The sequence below is a fragment of the Shewanella waksmanii genome, from assembly GCF_043643685.1.
Classification (GTDB): Bacteria; Pseudomonadota; Gammaproteobacteria; order Enterobacterales; family Shewanellaceae; genus Shewanella; species Shewanella waksmanii_A.
On the sequence record NZ_JBHZSN010000019.1, the window covers coordinates 22,640 to 39,796 of the forward strand.

Below are 17,157 nucleotides of genomic sequence, written 5' to 3' on the forward strand. Positions count from 1 at the left end.
GAGCCAATGCGCTTTACTGATATTTTTATACGCCGCCCAGTACTGGCGGCCTCAATCAGCTTTCTCATCGTACTGTTAGGCGCGTATGCACTAAAAAGCATGCAAGTGAGAGAGTACCCAGAAATGACCAATACTGTGGTCACTGTGACCACCAGTTATTATGGCGCTGATGCCAACCTGATTCAGGGCTTTATCACCCAACCGTTAGAGCAAGCATTAGCCCAAGCCGACAATGTCGACTTCATGACATCTGAAAGCTTTTTAGGCAGCTCAAAAATTACGGTTTATATGAAGTTGAATACCGACCCCAATGGGGCCTTGGCAGATATTCTGGCCAAGGTTAACTCGGTGCGCTCGCAACTGCCTAAAGAAGCGGAAGACCCGACCGTAGAAATGTCGACAGGCTCGCAAACTTCGGTACTTTATATCTCTTTTTACAGTGATCAAATTAACTCAAGTCAGATCACCGATTATTTAGAGCGAGTGGTTAAGCCGGAGTTATTTACCATTGATGGCGTTGCTAAAGTTAACCTATACGGTGGTATCAAATACGCGATGCGTATCTGGCTTGATCCTGCCCGTATGGGCGCATTCAATCTATCATCTACCGATGTCATGAATGTGCTACAAGCCAATAACTACCAGTCAGCAGTAGGGCAAGCCAATAACACCTTTACCCTGTTTAACGGTACCGCCGATACTCAAGTCGCCACCGTAGCTGAATTAGAAAAGTTGGTTGTTGGTAGCAAAGATGGATTAGTGATTCGCTTAGGGGATATCGCCAGCGTTAGCTTAGAAAAAAGCCATGATGTTTATCGAGCATTGGCTGATGGCCAAGAAGCGGTAGTGATTGGTCTTGATGTTACCCCCACAGCCAACCCACTCATCGTCGCGGCAGATGCCCGCGCCATGATGCCGCAAATAGAGCGTAACCTGCCGGTATCAATGAAAGCCCGAGTACTTTACGACTCGTCATTAGCGATTGATGAATCTATCGATGAGGTCATTAAAACAATCGGTGAAGCAGCGCTCATCGTTATCGTGGTGATCACATTATTCTTAGGCTCATTTAGAGCGGTGTTAATCCCGATTGTCACTATCCCACTGTCATTAATTGGTGTTGCGGTGATCATGCAAATGTTTGGTTTCACACTAAACCTTATGACACTTTTGGCAATGGTCCTGGCAATTGGTCTAGTGGTGGATGATGCCATCGTGGTGGTTGAGAACGTCGATAGGCACATCAAACTCGGTGAAACCCCCTTTAGAGCGGCGATTATTGGTACCCGTGAAATTGCAGTGCCAGTGATCTCTATGACCATCACGTTGGCTGCCGTGTATGCACCCATTGCTCTAATGGGAGGCATCACAGGTTCTTTATTTAAAGAATTTGCACTGACTCTGGCAGGCGCCGTATTTATCTCTGGCATTGTGGCACTGACCTTATCGCCAATGATGTGTTCTAAAATTCTTAAAGCACACAACCAGCCAAACCGATTTGAGCAGGCGGTAGAACGCTTCTTAGCCGGGCTCACAAATCGCTATAGTCGCATGCTCTCAGCAGTACTTGAAAAACGACCTGTGATTATTGGTTTTGCTGTGATTGTGTTTGCGTCGCTGCCTGTCATGTTTAGCTTTATTCCATCAGAACTTGCGCCGAATGAAGACAAAAGCGTGGTGATGATGATGGGCACTGCACCATCAAGCGCAAACCTAGACTACATTCAATCGAACATGACCTTAGTCACCAATATGATCAGCGAACAACCCGAGTCAGCGGCATCACTGGCGTTCGTGGGCGTTCCTAATGCTAACCAAGCCTTTGGTATTGCACCACTGGTACCTTGGAGTGAGCGAGATAAAAGCCAAAAAGAGATGCAGAAATTCTTTGGTGAAGAAGTGAAATCGATACCAGGCATGGCGGTAACCACTTTCCAAATGCCAGAACTACCTGGTGCTTCAAGTGGCTTACCGATTCAGTTTGTCATTACCAGCTCCGCATCCTTTGAAAGCTTGTTCCAAATCGGCTCTAGTGTGCTAGAAAAAGTACAGCAAAGTCCGCTTTTCGTGTATTCAGAAATCAACCTGAAGTTTGATTCGGGCTCAATGAAGATCCACATTAAGCGCGATGTTGCCGGCGCATATGGCATCACCATGCAAGATATCGGCTTAACACTTACCACCATGATGAGTGATGGCTACGTCAACAGAATCAACCTTGATGGACGCTCCTATGAAGTTATCCCTCAGGTTGAGCGACAATTCCGAGCCAACCCAGAGTCTTTAGCAGGCTACTATTTAACTGCTGCCGATGGCCGCTCTATCCCATTAGCAAGCTTAGTAGATATCGAAATCGTCTCTGAGCCTCGTTCGTTACCGCATTTCAACCAGATGAATGCTGTTACTGTCGGCGGCGTGGCGACACCTGGGGTTGCCATTGGTGATGCGATTGCATTTTTAAAAGATATAGGTGATAACGACCTACCCAAAGGCTACAACTACGACTTCCTTGGTGAAGCGCGTCAATACGTCACCGAGGGCTCAGCCCTGTATGCCACCTTTGGCTTAGCGCTGGCGATTATCTTCTTGGTACTCGCAAGCCAATTTGAAAGCTTAAAAGACCCCTTAGTGATTTTGGTCTCTGTGCCGTTGGCAATAAGTGGCGCGTTAATCGCACTAGGCTGGACCCATGTCATGGGACTGTCTTCAATGAATATTTATACCCAGGTGGGATTAATCACCCTCGTCGGCCTTATCACTAAGCACGGAATATTGATGTGTGAAGTCGCTAAAGAAGAGCAGCTTCATAATGGTTTGAGTCGTACAGAGGCGATTAAACATGCAGCAACTATTCGTTTGCGCCCAATTTTGATGACAACCGCAGCGATGATTGCCGGCTTAATACCGCTATTATTTGCTGTTGGTGCTGGCGCTGTTGCCCGCTTCAATATTGGACTTGTGATCGTATCAGGCTTAGCCATTGGTACTGTGTTCACGCTGTTTGTACTACCGGTGATTTACACATACTTGGCACAGAAGCATCAACCGTTGCCAGTATTTGATGAGTCGGACTCAGCAAAGCAAGCGCTACCAACAGCTCAAGCTTAATGCTAACCAACATCCCCCACTTCAGCGCACTGAAGCGGGGGTTGTTTTTGGCAATTGCTTGCACCTCAGGTACAATCTATGCCCACTGAGCCTATTTAGCACTAAGCGGAAACCAACATGATCAATCCTAAAAAAATCGAAGAAGTCGCCAAGCAATTAAGTGATAACCTGCCTGCAGGGTTAAAACAATTTGCTGGAGAGTTTGAAGATAAAAGCAAGCAAGTGCTCCAAAGCCAGCTAATGAAACTCGACGTTGTTTCGCGAGAGGAGTTTGAAGTACAACAGCATGTATTGCTAAAAACTCGCGAAAAGCTTGAAGCGCTGCAAGCCCAAGTTGATGCCCTAGAGGCCAAGCTAAATCAAGCAGAACAATAAAATAAAAGAGCACTTCGGTGCTCTTTTATTTTATATGGCTGATGCCAATATTAACGGGTTAAGGCTGTTTGATTGCGGTGATGGCTATACAACAACACACAGCTTGCAAGTAATACAATATCTTTAATAATAAATTGCCCGCTACCCGTTAACAGTGCCAGGCCATTATCGAGACTGTACGCAGGTAAGGTAAAAATGAAGCTTTGCGTTGCAATGAACGTGAGCCCTGCCATCGCCAATCCCAAATAATAGAGCCGAGAAGAAACTTTTGCCATCATCATGGCAAGCACTGCTATCAACTCAATCACGCCAATAAAATAGGAGCCATGCAGCACACTAAAATAATCGTATATCCAACTGAAAAATAGGTTACTCCGCATCAAACTTTCAATGCCATCTGCTTCTACTTGGGTGAACTTCATTAAGCCAATCCAAGTCATAACCAATACCACGCCTAACCAATTCAAACGCAGCGCCCAGGTTTGCAAGCGGTCATTACCGGCATAATAACCAGCAAAGTATAGTGCAACCGCAGAAATAGCTAAATACTTAATCAGTCCCTGCCCTGCACCAATCGCCGGAAAACCACCTAAGCTGTCTATCCACACTGGATGAGTAAACAACATCAGCATGGGTAGCATGGCCAGCGCCGCGTATACTGTTAACACCCGTTGTCGCCACACTGAAACCGGCAGCAGTAATGCCGCTACCACAATAAGTTGCACGACCCCCACAGCCACTGAAAAACTATTAATTTCAGGTAAATTGAGATGTGCGAGCTGCTTGAGGTAGTAGCCACTATCTTCTGCAGTAAAACGATTAAATGCGGTGATAGTGAGAAAAAATGCAAGTAAATAACCTGCTATCTGCACACTGATTTCAATGGTTAAGTTTTTCATTCTGGTCTCCTGATCTGCGTCAAAAGACCTGCTAATCCACGACTCGCTTTCAACAAAATATGAAAAACTCAGTTAGCCTCCAATCAATTGCCACTTTATCGCCACAATTAATCAGCATTTCGCCCCCCTATGACCCGCACAATTTGTTGTAATTGCCGCGATAAACAACAAGGAAATGTCATGTTTAAATTACACAACACTCAATCACCTGCCATGAACTATAAACTGGTACTCATCGCTGTCATTGCGCTGTTTTCATTAATTCCTTTAGGGCTACTTTCTAGCGTGACAAGTGATCGCCAAGCCCTGCAACAACAAGTCATTGATGAAATCGGTCACAGTTGGGGACCAACTCAGCGGGTAGCCGGCCCTGTATTGGTCATTCCCTACACTTACGAAGTGGTTAATAACACCGTCAACAATGACGGCGATATCAAGCAGGTTCGCAGCCATTTCCAAAGCGAACTTGTCATCTTGCCTAAACAGCTCGATCTTGCCATCAACATTGAGCACAGTTTTCTATCTAGAGGGATATTCGATTCGCTGGTATACAACAGCGAGGTCAGTGGCCAAGCTCGATTTGATGTTGCCAACTTACAGGTGGCAAACCTGATACGCTTCGACTTTGAAGAAGCCCGCATAGTCTTTGGTGTATCCGCTAATCAAGCCATCGATAAAGTCAGTCGTTTTGAACCAAATAGTCATAGCGAACAGTCAGCGCCAGAACTGGGTGAATTAATGCCAGGAACTGGCCTCAACAACCAAATTGGATTGCAATCAGGATTTCATCGCTTGATGCCTTTATCAGCCAAACAAACATCGGTTGTTATCGACTTTGCCGTTCAGTTGCGAGGCTCGCAAGCAATCAGTGCACTGCCACTTGGTCAACAAACCCAACTGACATTCACCGCAGATTGGCCACACCCAAGTTTCAAAGGTTTATTGCCGACGACACGACAAATTAATCAACACGGTTTTACCGCAACATGGCATGTCAGCCATCTAACCCGTAATTACCCACAGCAGTTTAATACCCAATCGAGCGAGAACTTGGTTGAGGTAGAAGCATTTGCCCAGCTTTTCCAGCCCGTAACCCACTATGGTCAAATTCACCGTGCGGTAAAATATGGACTACTGTTTATTCTGCTTTCTTGTATTACCTTACTGATTTTTGAAGTCAGCCTTAATCGACATGTCAGTTTAATCCAGTACATTATGCTCAGTTGCGCCATGACCATCTTCTACTTGCTGTTATTGTCACTCTCAGAGCATCTGCCATTTAACCTCGCTTATGGATGTGCAGCCTCAATACCTGTGCTGTCTGCAAGCATATATATTGCCAGTATTATGGGCAGTAAACGCCATGGGTTGATGATGGCTGTGCTGCTCAGCTGCCTATATGGTCTACTTTATGGGGTGCTAAAATTGGAAGATTACGCATTGTTGATGGGCAGCGCCCTGTTGGTCGTGGTGCTGTTAGTATTAATGTTTATTACTCGCCATGTCCCAGAAATGCCTATCGATGCTCAAAAATGAGCAAAGATTAATTTGATTAGCCTAGCGCAATAGCACACAACGCGCTAGCCTACCCTTTTTTGATATTGAGGCGGTTGTTTTGCCATTTAGTTTAAGCGTAAATCGAGTTTGGCTAATCATTTGGTCAATGCTCATTGCACTCCCTGCTACCATTTGGCTAGGCGGTTATAACCTATTTGCCACAGTGGAGTTAGACCAGGTAGTGGCACAAAGTTTATATTGGCTGACCTCAACAGGTACTGCCCCCTATGGCGTGCTTACCGTACTTGTCGTATTTGCTTTATGCTATTGGCGATTACCTCGCCCGCTGATGTTATCGGCCGTGATAGCCATTTCAATCGCCATGGTTTCCTCACTGTCACTAAACCAATTTCTCAAGCCATTTTTTAGTGAGCCTAGGCCCAATGCCGTGTTGCTCCAGCAGCACCAATTACTCGACACCGATACGTTTTATCAACTAAGTAAAGTCGAGCGCCAACAGCAGATTGCTTTGGCAACTGAGCAGTATTTGCAACACTCTAATGACATCGCGCTATCTAACAAGATCAAACAGCACTGGGTACACGAGGTTGGTTTTGCTTTCCCATCAGGGCACACTTTATTTGCCGTTTCACTAACATTAGTTACCAGCTATTTCTTTATTTTGGCTGGTCAAATATGGCTGCCAACTTTACTCGTTATTTGGACATGGTTGATGGGAGTCAGCCGTATGGTGCTGGGGATGCATTGGTCTCAAGATGTCTTAGCATCTACCTTCATTGGTGGTTTACTGGCGGTATTCAGTCTATATTTGGTGATCAATTATCAGGCTAAAATCGCAACAATAAGCGCTCGTTTATTTTCTGCTTCCACATTAAAAGGTAACTAACTACCATGCAAGCCAGCCAACTTGATAGCATTGACATCCAAATTCTGCGTTTGATGCAACAACATGGAAAACTCGCCAATCAGGAGCTCGCACAATTGGTTGGCCTATCGGCTTCACCTTGTTCTCGCCGGGTAAAAGCGATGGAGGAAGCGGGCATCATCGCTGGATATTGCACTTTATTAAACCCTCAAGTGTTCAAACTCAATCTTACCGCCTATGTTCAGGTCAAACTCGAAAAGCATGGGCAAGCTATTTTAGAGGCATTTGAAAAAGAGATGCTAAGTTACGATGAGGTATTAGAGTGCTGTCTACTTACTGGCAGTGATGCCGATTATCAGCTCAAAGTGCTGGTCGAAGATATGGAAGCCTATAAGCGTTTCTTACTTGAGAAACTCACCACCAATCACGATATTGCAGGGGTCCATTCAAGCTTCGTGCTTAAACAAGTAAAAAGTCATAGTGCGATTCCACTGCCTCAAACCATGCGCTAGAGCACAAATACAGCAGTTAACCCTGTCATAACGGCCTTGATAAAATTGCGTTGATTGTTCGCCATACAAAACCAGAGCAATTATATTCACAAAGCAACTTATTTTTAGTGAAAACTGGCAACATTATGGCGTTTAACGAGAAATATTTGCCAATTAAAGCCAAAATAAAGCAATAAATAATCATTGATCTTCAATGTTAACCCTCTATGATGCCTGCTCTTTGTGTCAACGAGAGAGTCATCATGGGTGCAACTTCGCAAAATCATTTCAGTTCTAGAATCGGCTTTATTATGGCTGCAGCAGGTTCTGCTGTCGGCGTCGGTAATATCTGGGGCTTTCCAACTCAAGCGGCAACCCATGGTGGTGGCGCGTTTTTGTTGGTCTATCTAGTATTGATTGTGCTGCTCGGTTATCCCATGCTCATGGCTGAACTCATGATTGGTCGCCATGGACAAACTAACCCTGCAGATGCGATGGCTAAACTAGGCAAAGGCGCATTGAGTCGACGTATTGGCTGGTGTATCGGCTTTGCTTCTATTGTTACCGCCACACTGATCTGTACATTCTACACCATCTTATCAGGTTGGTTTGTCAGTTATGCAGCAGCGCCAATCGCCGAATTAGCAGGCCAGCAAACTATTGCTGATTGGCTGATGCAATTTTCATTGTCACGTAATTTAGTCTTTACCATTATCTTTACCGCCATGGTGGTACTGGTTATCCGACAAGGTGTTCAGCAGGGTATTGAGCGTTGGTCAAAGCGTCTCATGCCGCTATTACTGGCTATCTTAGTATTTGGCGCCGTATATATCATGACCTTACCTGGCGCTGCACAGGGGTTATCTGTGTTGCTTATTCCTGACTTCTCTAGGGTCTGGGATACCGAAGTGTTAATGGGCGCGCTTGGGCAAACCTTTTTCTCACTAACAGTGGGAACCGGTGCGATGATGGTGTATGGCGCATACCTCAATCGTCGGGAAAATATCGGTAAACTGACCGCTTATGTGACACTAACCGATACTAGCGTAGCGTTCTTAGCTGCCTTAATGATTATTCCAGCAATGTACGTTGCACAGCATAATGGCGTACAGATTTTTGCTGAGGATGGAAGCTTACTTAATTCTTTTACGCTAGTTTTTACTGTATTACCTGCGCTATTTGAGACACTTGGTGGCTATTTGCAATACATCATCGCCATTGTTTTCTTTATCTTGATGACTATTGCGGGATTAACCTCGGCCATTTCAATCGTTGAGGTCCCCACCAGCTACATTGTTGAAAAAACCTCACTGACACGTAATAAAGCCACCCTGCTAGTTGCGGCATGTATTACCTTGTTGTCAACAGTGATCGTGTTTAATTTCGAGCAACTGTTTGGCTTAATCATCACCGCCACAACGGAGCGCGCACAGCCGTTAATTGCCCTAGGCATCGCAATTTACCTTGGCTGGGTTTGGCATCGCAACAGCCTAATTTCCGATATCGCAGCACAAGATAACGCCGATACCAGCAGTCGCTTTTGGACTCTATGGCCAATCTACGTCAAGTGGGTCTGCCCAATCCTCATTACCGCAATTATTGCTCAGCTGATATTGGGATAATACGGCACTATGGTGTAAATCAACTAAGCAGCATAGTGTGACACCACCATTTGCGCAGCAGATTGAGCAATCTGCTGTTGCATTGATGGTTCAGGAAAGGGGAGCCCTTGGATTAACTGTGGCCAAAAACAAAGATCTTTAATTAGTTTGCCAAAAATCGCTCTGAGCAAAGCAAATTTTTATACTCATTGATATAAGGCCGACATTCACAGTCGGCCTTATTCATGCGTTATACAATATCACTGCATGGCAGTAGTTTTTATTTCAATACATCCTGCAAAGCTTTTAAGCATAAAGCCACGTTCTCACGGCGTGCACCAAAGCCCATCAACCCGATACGCCAAGCCTTACCCGCCAATGCACCCAGCCCCGCACCAATTTCTAAATTATAGCGATTGAGCAATTCACTTCTCACCGCGGCATCATCGACTCCCTCTGGAATATACACGGCATTTAATTGCGGTAAACGGCTTTGTTCATCCACAACAAAATCTAACCCTAATTCCGTCAGCCCTTGACGCAGCTCTTGATGCATTTGAGCATGACGCTGCCATGCATTTTCTAACCCTTCCTCTGCCAGTAAGCGCAAAGACTCATGCAGTGCATACAAGGCATTCACCGGTGCAGTATGGTGATAGCTACGTTTGCCACCCGTTGCTTGATCGCCACTCCAATAGCCCATAACTAAACTCTGATCTAAAAACCAGCTCTGGACGGGTGTGGTTCTCGCCGCTAGCTTAGCAACCGCCTTTGGCGAAAATGACACAGGCGAAATACCCGGAACACAAGATAAGCACTTTTGGCTGCCAGAGTAGATGGCATCAATCCCCCACTCATCAACTTTCAATTCCACACCACCAAGTGAAGTCACCGCATCAACAATGGTTAAGCAGTCATGCTGCTGGGCCAGCGCACATAGCTGTTTAGCATCAGATAAAGCCCCTGTTGATGTCTCGGCGTGAACAAAAGCTAAGAACTTTGCATCAGGATGGGCTTTTAACGCTGCTTCAACATCATCAACATTCACCGGTTCACCCCATGGGTTATCTACCATTACCGGCGTTGCCCCGACTCGCTCAACATTTTGACGCATACGTTCGCCAAACACACCGTTGCGGCACACAATAACCTTTTCGCCAGCCTCCACTAAGTTAACAAAGCAGGTCTCCATTCCTGCACTGCCAGGTGCTGACACCGCTAATGTCATGGCATTTTCAGTTTGAAACGCGTATTGGATTAATGCCTTTAGCTCATCCATCATCGCCACAAATAGCGGGTCTAAATGACCGATCGTAGGCTTTGACTGGGCAGCTAACACTTCAGGGTAAACATCAGAGGGACCTGGGCCCATCAATATGCGACGTGGGGGATTAAAGCTGGAGATTTTCGGTGCTGCTAACATCATATTTCCTCTGTAAGGTCTAAAGGGCGAACTGATTTAGACTGGCTGACGCCAATCCCCTACGAATTCAATCACTAAACAAGATTATTATTGTTGTAATACATCATAGTAAGCCCACTCCAAGTCCAGTACAACTGGACTTAAGGCTACTGTGACTTAATAGACTATGTTGCCATTTCAAACACTAGTTTGAAATGGCAACATAGCATAAAAAAGGACGCGATTGCGTCCTTTGTTTTAGGATAATTCTCAGTTGGCACGATTGTCTAAAAACAATTGATACGCAGGGCTATGGGTTTCTTCTTGATAGACAAAGCCTAACTTAGTTAAAAACTGTTGAAATGCCAGATCATCCTTCGCCGGTACTTCAAAGCCCGCTAACACGCGACCATAGGCTGCGCCATGATTACGATAGTGAAACAAACTGATATTCCATTGACTCTGCAGCGTAGTTAAAAACTTAAACAACGCACCTGGATGCTCTGGAAACTCGAAGCTAAACAGTCGCTCTTCAAGGGGCTCTGGCGGATGGCCGCCAACCATATAGCGCACATGAAGCTTAGCGGTTTCATCATTTGATAAGTCTTGCACTTCAAAACCATCACTTTGCAGATTAGCGATGATTTCATCTAGCTCAGCCTGGCCATTGGATAATCGAATACCGGCAAACACCACCGCACTATCTCGGCTAGAAAAACGATAATTGAACTCTGTCATGGCACGCTTTTCTAATAACTCACAAAAACGCAGAAATATGCCTGGACGCTCTGGCACTTTCACTGCCAAAATCGCTTCTTTTTGCTCGCCAAGTTCACAACGCTCCGAGACATAACGCAAACTGTGAAAGTTGACATTAGCGCCGCTTAAAATGGCAGCAACTTTCTCACCTCGGCCTTGATCACCAATATATTTTTTCAATCCTGCTAAAGAGAGCGCGCCAGCTGGTTCAGCAATGGCTCGGGTATCTTCAAAAATATCTTTAACCGCAGCACAAATCTCATCAGAGGTGACAGTCACCACTTCATCGACATATTCACGGGCCAATTTAAATGGCTCTGCACCAATTTGTTTCACTGCTACGCCATCAGCAAATAACCCCACTTGCTCCAGCACCACGCGACTATCCGCCTCCAAGGCAGCTTTTAAACAGGCAGAATCTTCGGGCTCTACGCCAATGATCTTCACCTGAGGCATAACTGCCTTGTAGTAAGCCGCGATACCAGCAATTAAGCCGCCGCCACCCACAGGCACAAATACCACTTCTAAATCACGCTGCTGTTGCAACATCTCCTGCGCCACAGTGCCTTGACCGGCAATCACTGCCTCATCATCAAATGGCGCGACATAAACGCGACCTTCTGTTTGTGCTAAGGATTGAGCATGGGCATTGGCCATATCAAACGATTGCCCATGTAATACCACTGTCCCCCCTAAGCGACGCACGGCATCAACTTTAATATCTGGGGTGGTTTGCGGCATAACAATCACCGCACTGATCCCTCTCGCTGATGCTGACATAGCAACACCTTGGGCATGATTGCCCGCAGACGCACATACCACACCACGTTGGCATTCGTCATGGGAGAGTTCCGCAATACGGTTATAAGCCCCGCGCAACTTGAACGAATGCACTGGCTGCATATCTTCACGCTTAAGGAAAACTTGGCAGCCTAAACGCGCCGACAGCTTATTCAAGCTCGATAATGGCGTCACCTTGGCAACATCGTACACCGATGAAAGTAAGGTCTTTTGCAAGTAATAATGCGCTAAGTCCAGTGAACTTTGCGAGGCTAAGGCCAACATATTAATCCTCCAGCTTACTGGTATCTCGCACCGCACCTTTATCGGCACTGGTCGCTAACATGGCATAAGCTTTTAATGCCAATGACACTTGACGCTGGCGATCAACAGGCTTCCACGCCAACTTACCTTTGGCTTCCATTGCAGCGCGGCGGGCAGCCAACTCGGCATCATCTACCGCTAACTGAATACTGCGCTTAGGAATATCAATCTCAATTCTATCGCCGGTCTCAACCAAGCCAATAGTACCACCAGCAGCCGCTTCTGGAGAAACGTGGCCAATGGATAACCCTGAGGTACCGCCAGAAAAACGCCCATCGGTGATCAGTGCACAAGCTGTGCCTAAACCTTTAGATTTAAGGTAACTGGTTGGATACAACATCTCTTGCATACCAGGGCCACCTTTCGGGCCTTCATAGCGAATAACCACCACATCACCGGCCACGACTTCGCCACCTAAAATGCCAGCTACTGCATCATCTTGGCTTTCGTAAACTCGCGCTGAGCCCACAAAGGTATGATTAGATTCTTCAACTCCAGCGGTTTTCACAATACAGCCATCTAAGGCGATATTGCCTGACAATACCGCTAAACCGCCTTCTTGGCTAAAGGCATGTTCACGACGACGAATACAACCTTGCTCACGATCATCATCAACACTGTCCCAACGACAATCTTGACTAAATGCTTGGGTAGTTGGAATACCCGCAGGTCCTGCTGAATAGAATTTACGGACCACCTCATCTTGAGTTTGGGCGATATCATATTTAGCCAGTACCGCTTTTAGGTTTTCACCTGCAACATGGCTAACTTCATTGTGCAGCAATCCAGCTCGGTCAAGTTCACCTAAAATCCCCATTACCCCACCAGCTCGGTGAACATCTTCCATATGGTACTTAGGTGTAGATGGTGCAACTTTACACAGGTGCGGGACTTTGCGTGACATTCTGTCGATATCCGCCATGGTGAAATCAACACCGCCTTCTTGGGCAGCCGCCAGTAAATGCAGCACGGTATTACTCGAGCCTCCCATCGCGATATCTAGCGCCATGGCATTTTCAAAGGCCTTAAAATTAGCAATATTACGTGGCAGTGCCGACTCATCATCGTGTTGATAATAGCGAGTGGCTAAGTCCATAATTCTGCGACCCGCTTCAAGGAATAACTCACGGCGATCAGCGTGGGTTGCGAGCATTGAACCATTACCAGGCAAAGATAAGCCTAACGCTTCTGTCAGGCAGTTCATCGAGTTAGCGGTAAACATGCCAGAGCAAGAGCCACAAGTCGGACAGGCACTACGCTCGATTTTCTCACTGTCTTCGTCAGACACGCGATCATCTGCTGCCGCAACCATGGCATCAACCAAATCCAGTTTAATGATTTTATCTGAAAGCTTAGTTTTACCCGCTTCCATTGGACCGCCAGACACAAATATCACCGGGATATTAAGACGCAAAGCGGCCATCAACATGCCAGGGGTGATCTTGTCGCAGTTAGAAATACATACTAATGCATCAGCGCAGTGCGCATTGACCATATACTCTACGCTGTCGGCAATTAGCTCCCGTGATGGCAAGCTATACAACATGCCACCATGGCCCATCGCAATGCCATCATCCACGGCAATGGTATTAAATTCTTTGGCGATACCGCCTGCTTCTTCAATGGCACCAGCCACTAATGAACCCATATCTTTTAAGTGCACATGACCGGGCACAAACTGGGTAAAGGAGTTAGCAATGGCAATGATAGGCTTACCAAAATCATTATCTTTGACGCCGGTTGCACGCCATAAGGCGCGAGCGCCTGCCATGTTGCGGCCTTCGGTACTGGTTGCTGAACGTAATTTTGCCATGACACTAATATTCCTGTGTAACAAAGGTGATTTCACCTTTGGATTAAATTCGTATAAATGCGCTTAACACTACTAGGGTTTAGAGTGGCTCCAACCAACCCCATTTGTCTTCGGTTTCACCATTAAATAAACCAAAGAAGCTCTGTTGAATTTGTGCCGTTACTGGGCCACGCTTACCTTCACCCACCTCAATGCGATCAACGCTGCGTACTGGCACGATTTCCGCCGCGGTGCCTGTCATAAATATCTCGTCAGCAAGGTATAGAAACTCCCGAGACATGGCTTCCTCTACCACTTCATAGCCCAGTTCTTTAGCTAATGTCATGATGGTATCGCGCGTGAGCCCCATCAGAATAGCGGCCGTAGCAGGCGGCGTATATAGCTTACCTTTTTTCACCACAAATAGGTTGGCTCCAGCACCTTCACTGACCAAACCGTTGACATCTAACGCGATGCCTTCATCAAAACCATTACGTTTAGCTTCGGTGGAGATTTGTATCGACGACAGATAATTCCCCCCCGCTTTAGCCCCTGTTGGAATGGTGTTGGCAGCAAGGCGATTCCATGAAGTAACGGCCACATCAACGCCGCGCTCCATGCTATCTTCACCTAAATAGGCGCCCCACGGAAAAGCCGCAACCAGCAAATCACACTGGGCATCACTCGGTGGGGTAATGCCCATGCCCACATCGCCATAGAATGCCAATGGGCGTAAATAGGCACTACGTAAACCGTTAGCTTGAACACTGTCTTTACAGGCCTGCATCGTTTGCTCAAAGGTATAGGGGATCGGCATGCGGTAAATCTTGGCAGAGTCATACAAACGCTGCACATGATCAGTTAACCGGAATCCAGCAGGACCTAAATGTGTGTCATACACTCGGATACCTTCAAAAACCGAAGAACCGTAGTGCAACGCATGGGACATCACATGTACCTTAGCGTCGCCCCAAGGCATAATTTCTCCGTTAAACCAAATAAGTTCTGATTTCTTCGCCGCCATATTCTCTATTCCTATCCGTTAAACGATTAAGCACTGCTGCTTTAAGACTGTGGCTTAGTCGCTTGGACCTTGCACTCGGTTACATCGATTAATTTGCTTAGCTGATGGGTTAGCAACTCCACCGCTCTTGCACTTTTCACCTGCATATTGACGCTGGTTTCTCCGGCATCACTGCAGTGCATATCTAAACGCGTTAAGGTAAAACCGCGATGGCGTACCACTCGCAGCACTCGCTCTAGCACTTCTGGTTGAGACTGCAGTGTTAAGGCTAATGTATAATTCATGTCTGTTTCTCCATCTCTTCCATCATGTCGCGATTACAAGCTCCCGGTGGTACCAAAGGCCAAACGTTATGTGCTTCATCAATACGTACATGTAATAAATAGGGGCCGCTGCTACGCAGCATTTCATCTAAAGCTGCATCAACTTCATGGGCTTGGGTAATGGTTTTCCCGGGGATATCAAATGCTGATGCCATGGTGACAAAATCAGGATTATCACTGAGATCGGTTTCGCTGAAACGCTCCTCAAAAAACAACTGCTGCCACTGTTTCACCATGCCCAGTTTTTGGTTGTCGATAAGCAAAATCTTCAGTGGAATTTGGCGACGCTTGATGGTCGTCAACTCTTGGACATTCATCATAAATGAACCATCACCAGATACGGCCACCACCGCTGCATCGGGGCGGGCAACTTTTGCCCCTATGGCAGCGGGTAAACCAAAGCCCATGGTCCCAAGCCCAGCACTGGATAAGTGATCCTCAGGACGCCTAAACCACATATGCTGAGCAACCCACATTTGATGCTGCCCAACATCACAAGCCACGACACTGTCGTCAGGCAGCTTATCGGCAAGACTACGCAACATTTTGGGCGCGAAAATCAGTTCACCTGGACGGTCATATTGCCACTGATGAGCTTGTTTAAGTGTGGCAACCTCATCTAACCAAGGCGCGATATTAACTGGCGAGACCAAGGCAGGAAGGATCTGTCTTAAGTCACCAGCCAGCGCCACATCTGGATGACGCAATTTACCAAATTCAGCAATATCGATATCTAAATGAATCACCTTGGCGTGTTCAGCAAATGTCGCAAGTCGGCCCGTCACTCGGTCATCAAAACGCGCCCCCACCACTATCAGCAGATCACACTCTTGTACTGCAATGTTGGCTGCTTTACCGCCATGCATCCCCAACATGCCCAAATAACTGGTTTCTTGATGATCTATACTACCCAGGCCTTTTAGCGTCGCCACTGACGGCACACCCGTTTGCTTGATAAAATCTCTTAGCTGCTCAACCGCTCCCGCCATACCAACACCGCCGCCGACATACAGCATCGGCTTACTGGCAGCGCTTAATAACTCTCGGGCTTGGGCAAGTGCGGTTTGTTCAACCACAGGATGAGACTCAAGCGCTTGTAGCGGTGTTTTATACTCCAATTGAGCAATTTGAATGTCTTTAGGTATATCAACAAGAACTGGACCCGGACGACCCGATGCGGCGATCTCAAACGCTTTGTACAAGGTAGGGACAAGCTCATTAATATCGGTCACCATAAAACTATGCTTTGTACATGATAACGACATACCTAGTACGTCGATTTCTTGGAAAGCGTCGGTGCCAATAACAGCCGTTGATACTTGCCCGGTAATGGCGACCAAAGGCACTGAGTCCAACAACGCATCTGCCAATGAAGTCACCAAGTTGGTGGCTCCTGGCCCAGATGTAGCAAAACAGACACCGGTTTTACCGCTGGCTCTGGCGTAACCTACCGCAGCAAAAGCAGCCCCTTGCTCGTGTCGGCTGAGCAAGTGTTCAACAGGCGCACCATACAGAGCGTCATAGATCGGCATAATCGCCCCACCTGGGTAACCAAATACTGTGGTGACACCGTGTGCGGCCAACACTTTTATTACCGCGTCTGCGCCTCTTATCATCTGCCCTTGTTCCATCTGCTCTATCCTGCGTTTAATTGGGTTGGGGTTTACAAAGCCTAGAAAACAAAAAACCCCCGGTCCTTTCGGAGCGGGGGTTTTGTTGCAATCTAACCTAATTAGGTTTGTTGATGCGCCAAGCGAAGCCCCCGCTGTGATTTAATAATCACGACGGTAATAATCTCAATAATGAGTAGGGCGACTTGGTTAAACATGAATATCAATATTTCCTAAATAGTGTCTTTGCGTTAACTGTTGCTGATTGAGGAATTCACTCAACCAC

At 46.6% G+C, this 17,157-nt stretch carries 14 protein-coding genes; 6 read left to right on the plus strand and 8 right to left on the minus strand.

The genetic code is table 11. The features are described 5' to 3' along the window. The first annotated feature begins 6 nt into the window (after positions 1-6). Together ACHUFW_RS20340 and ubiK are read left to right on the plus strand one after the other, a co-directional pair. Positions 7-3,108, plus strand: a complete 3,102-nt coding sequence (locus ACHUFW_RS20340) for a multidrug efflux RND transporter permease subunit (RefSeq protein ID WP_394205716.1) — start codon at positions 7-9, stop codon at positions 3,106-3,108. A 117-nt stretch (positions 3,109-3,225) separates the two neighbouring features. Further along, positions 3,226-3,483, plus strand: a complete 258-nt coding sequence (gene ubiK / locus ACHUFW_RS20345; RefSeq protein ID WP_394205717.1) for a ubiquinone biosynthesis accessory factor UbiK — start codon at positions 3,226-3,228, stop codon at positions 3,481-3,483. A gap of 50 nt (positions 3,484-3,533) precedes the next feature. Here ubiK and ACHUFW_RS20350 read toward each other — a convergent pair whose 3' ends face one another. After that, positions 3,534-4,382 (minus strand): DUF417 family protein, encoded by an 849-nt coding sequence (locus tag ACHUFW_RS20350; RefSeq protein WP_394205718.1) that lies wholly within the window; start codon positions 4,380-4,382, stop codon positions 3,534-3,536. A 180-nt stretch (positions 4,383-4,562) separates the two neighbouring features. Between ACHUFW_RS20350 and creD the strand changes: the two genes are divergently transcribed. The 4 genes from creD (at position 4,563) to ACHUFW_RS20370 (ending at position 8,878) form a co-directional block, all read left to right on the plus strand. Next, positions 4,563-5,918, plus strand: coding sequence for a cell envelope integrity protein CreD (gene creD / locus ACHUFW_RS20355; RefSeq protein WP_394205719.1), 1,356 nt, complete (start codon positions 4,563-4,565; stop codon positions 5,916-5,918). 79 nt (positions 5,919-5,997) lie between these two features. Continuing rightward, the gene (locus ACHUFW_RS20360) at positions 5,998-6,786 is read left to right on the plus strand and encodes a phosphatase PAP2 family protein (RefSeq protein ID WP_394205720.1); all 789 of its coding nucleotides are present in this window, start codon (positions 5,998-6,000) and stop codon (positions 6,784-6,786) included. A 5-nt stretch (positions 6,787-6,791) separates the two neighbouring features. Further along, complete coding sequence (locus ACHUFW_RS20365; protein WP_394205721.1) at positions 6,792-7,277, plus strand: Lrp/AsnC family transcriptional regulator; 486 nt, start codon at positions 6,792-6,794, stop codon at positions 7,275-7,277. A gap of 242 nt (positions 7,278-7,519) precedes the next feature. Beyond that, complete coding sequence (locus ACHUFW_RS20370; protein ID WP_394205722.1) at positions 7,520-8,878, plus strand: sodium-dependent transporter; 1,359 nt, start codon at positions 7,520-7,522, stop codon at positions 8,876-8,878. A 23-nt stretch (positions 8,879-8,901) separates the two neighbouring features. On the opposite strand, the gene ACHUFW_RS20375 is transcribed toward ACHUFW_RS20370, so the two are convergent. The 7 genes from ACHUFW_RS20375 to ilvG form a co-directional block, all read right to left on the minus strand. Continuing rightward, positions 8,902-9,048 (minus strand): TetR/AcrR family transcriptional regulator C-terminal domain-containing protein, encoded by a 147-nt coding sequence (locus ACHUFW_RS20375; protein WP_394205723.1) that lies wholly within the window; start codon positions 9,046-9,048, stop codon positions 8,902-8,904. Positions 9,049-9,137: 89 nt separating this feature from the next. Continuing rightward, positions 9,138-10,280 carry a pyridoxal-phosphate-dependent aminotransferase family protein gene (locus tag ACHUFW_RS20380; RefSeq protein WP_394205747.1) on the minus strand — a complete coding sequence of 381 codons (1,143 nt, stop codon included), beginning with the start codon at positions 10,278-10,280 and terminating at the stop codon, positions 9,138-9,140. A 249-nt stretch (positions 10,281-10,529) separates the two neighbouring features. After that, positions 10,530-12,083: a threonine ammonia-lyase, biosynthetic gene (gene ilvA / locus ACHUFW_RS20385; RefSeq protein ID WP_394205724.1), complete on the minus strand. Its 1,554-nt coding sequence runs from the start codon at positions 12,081-12,083 to the stop codon at positions 10,530-10,532. 1 nt (position 12,084) lies between these two features. After that, on the minus strand, positions 12,085-13,935 hold the full coding sequence (ilvD, locus tag ACHUFW_RS20390) for a dihydroxy-acid dehydratase (RefSeq protein ID WP_394205725.1): 1,851 nt from the start codon (positions 13,933-13,935) through the stop codon (positions 12,085-12,087). 79 nt (positions 13,936-14,014) lie between these two features. Then, positions 14,015-14,938 (minus strand): branched-chain amino acid transaminase, encoded by a 924-nt coding sequence (locus tag ACHUFW_RS20395; protein WP_394205726.1) that lies wholly within the window; start codon positions 14,936-14,938, stop codon positions 14,015-14,017. Between the two features lie 41 nt (positions 14,939-14,979). Next, the gene (gene ilvM, locus ACHUFW_RS20400; RefSeq protein ID WP_394205727.1) at positions 14,980-15,222 is read right to left on the minus strand and encodes an acetolactate synthase 2 small subunit; all 243 of its coding nucleotides are present in this window, start codon (positions 15,220-15,222) and stop codon (positions 14,980-14,982) included. Next, entirely contained in the window at positions 15,219-16,892 is a 1,674-nt protein-coding gene (gene ilvG / locus ACHUFW_RS20405; protein WP_394205728.1) for an acetolactate synthase 2 catalytic subunit, read from the minus strand. The genes ilvM and ilvG overlap by 4 nt, the downstream gene beginning before the upstream one ends. Positions 16,893-17,157: the final 265 nt, after the last annotated feature.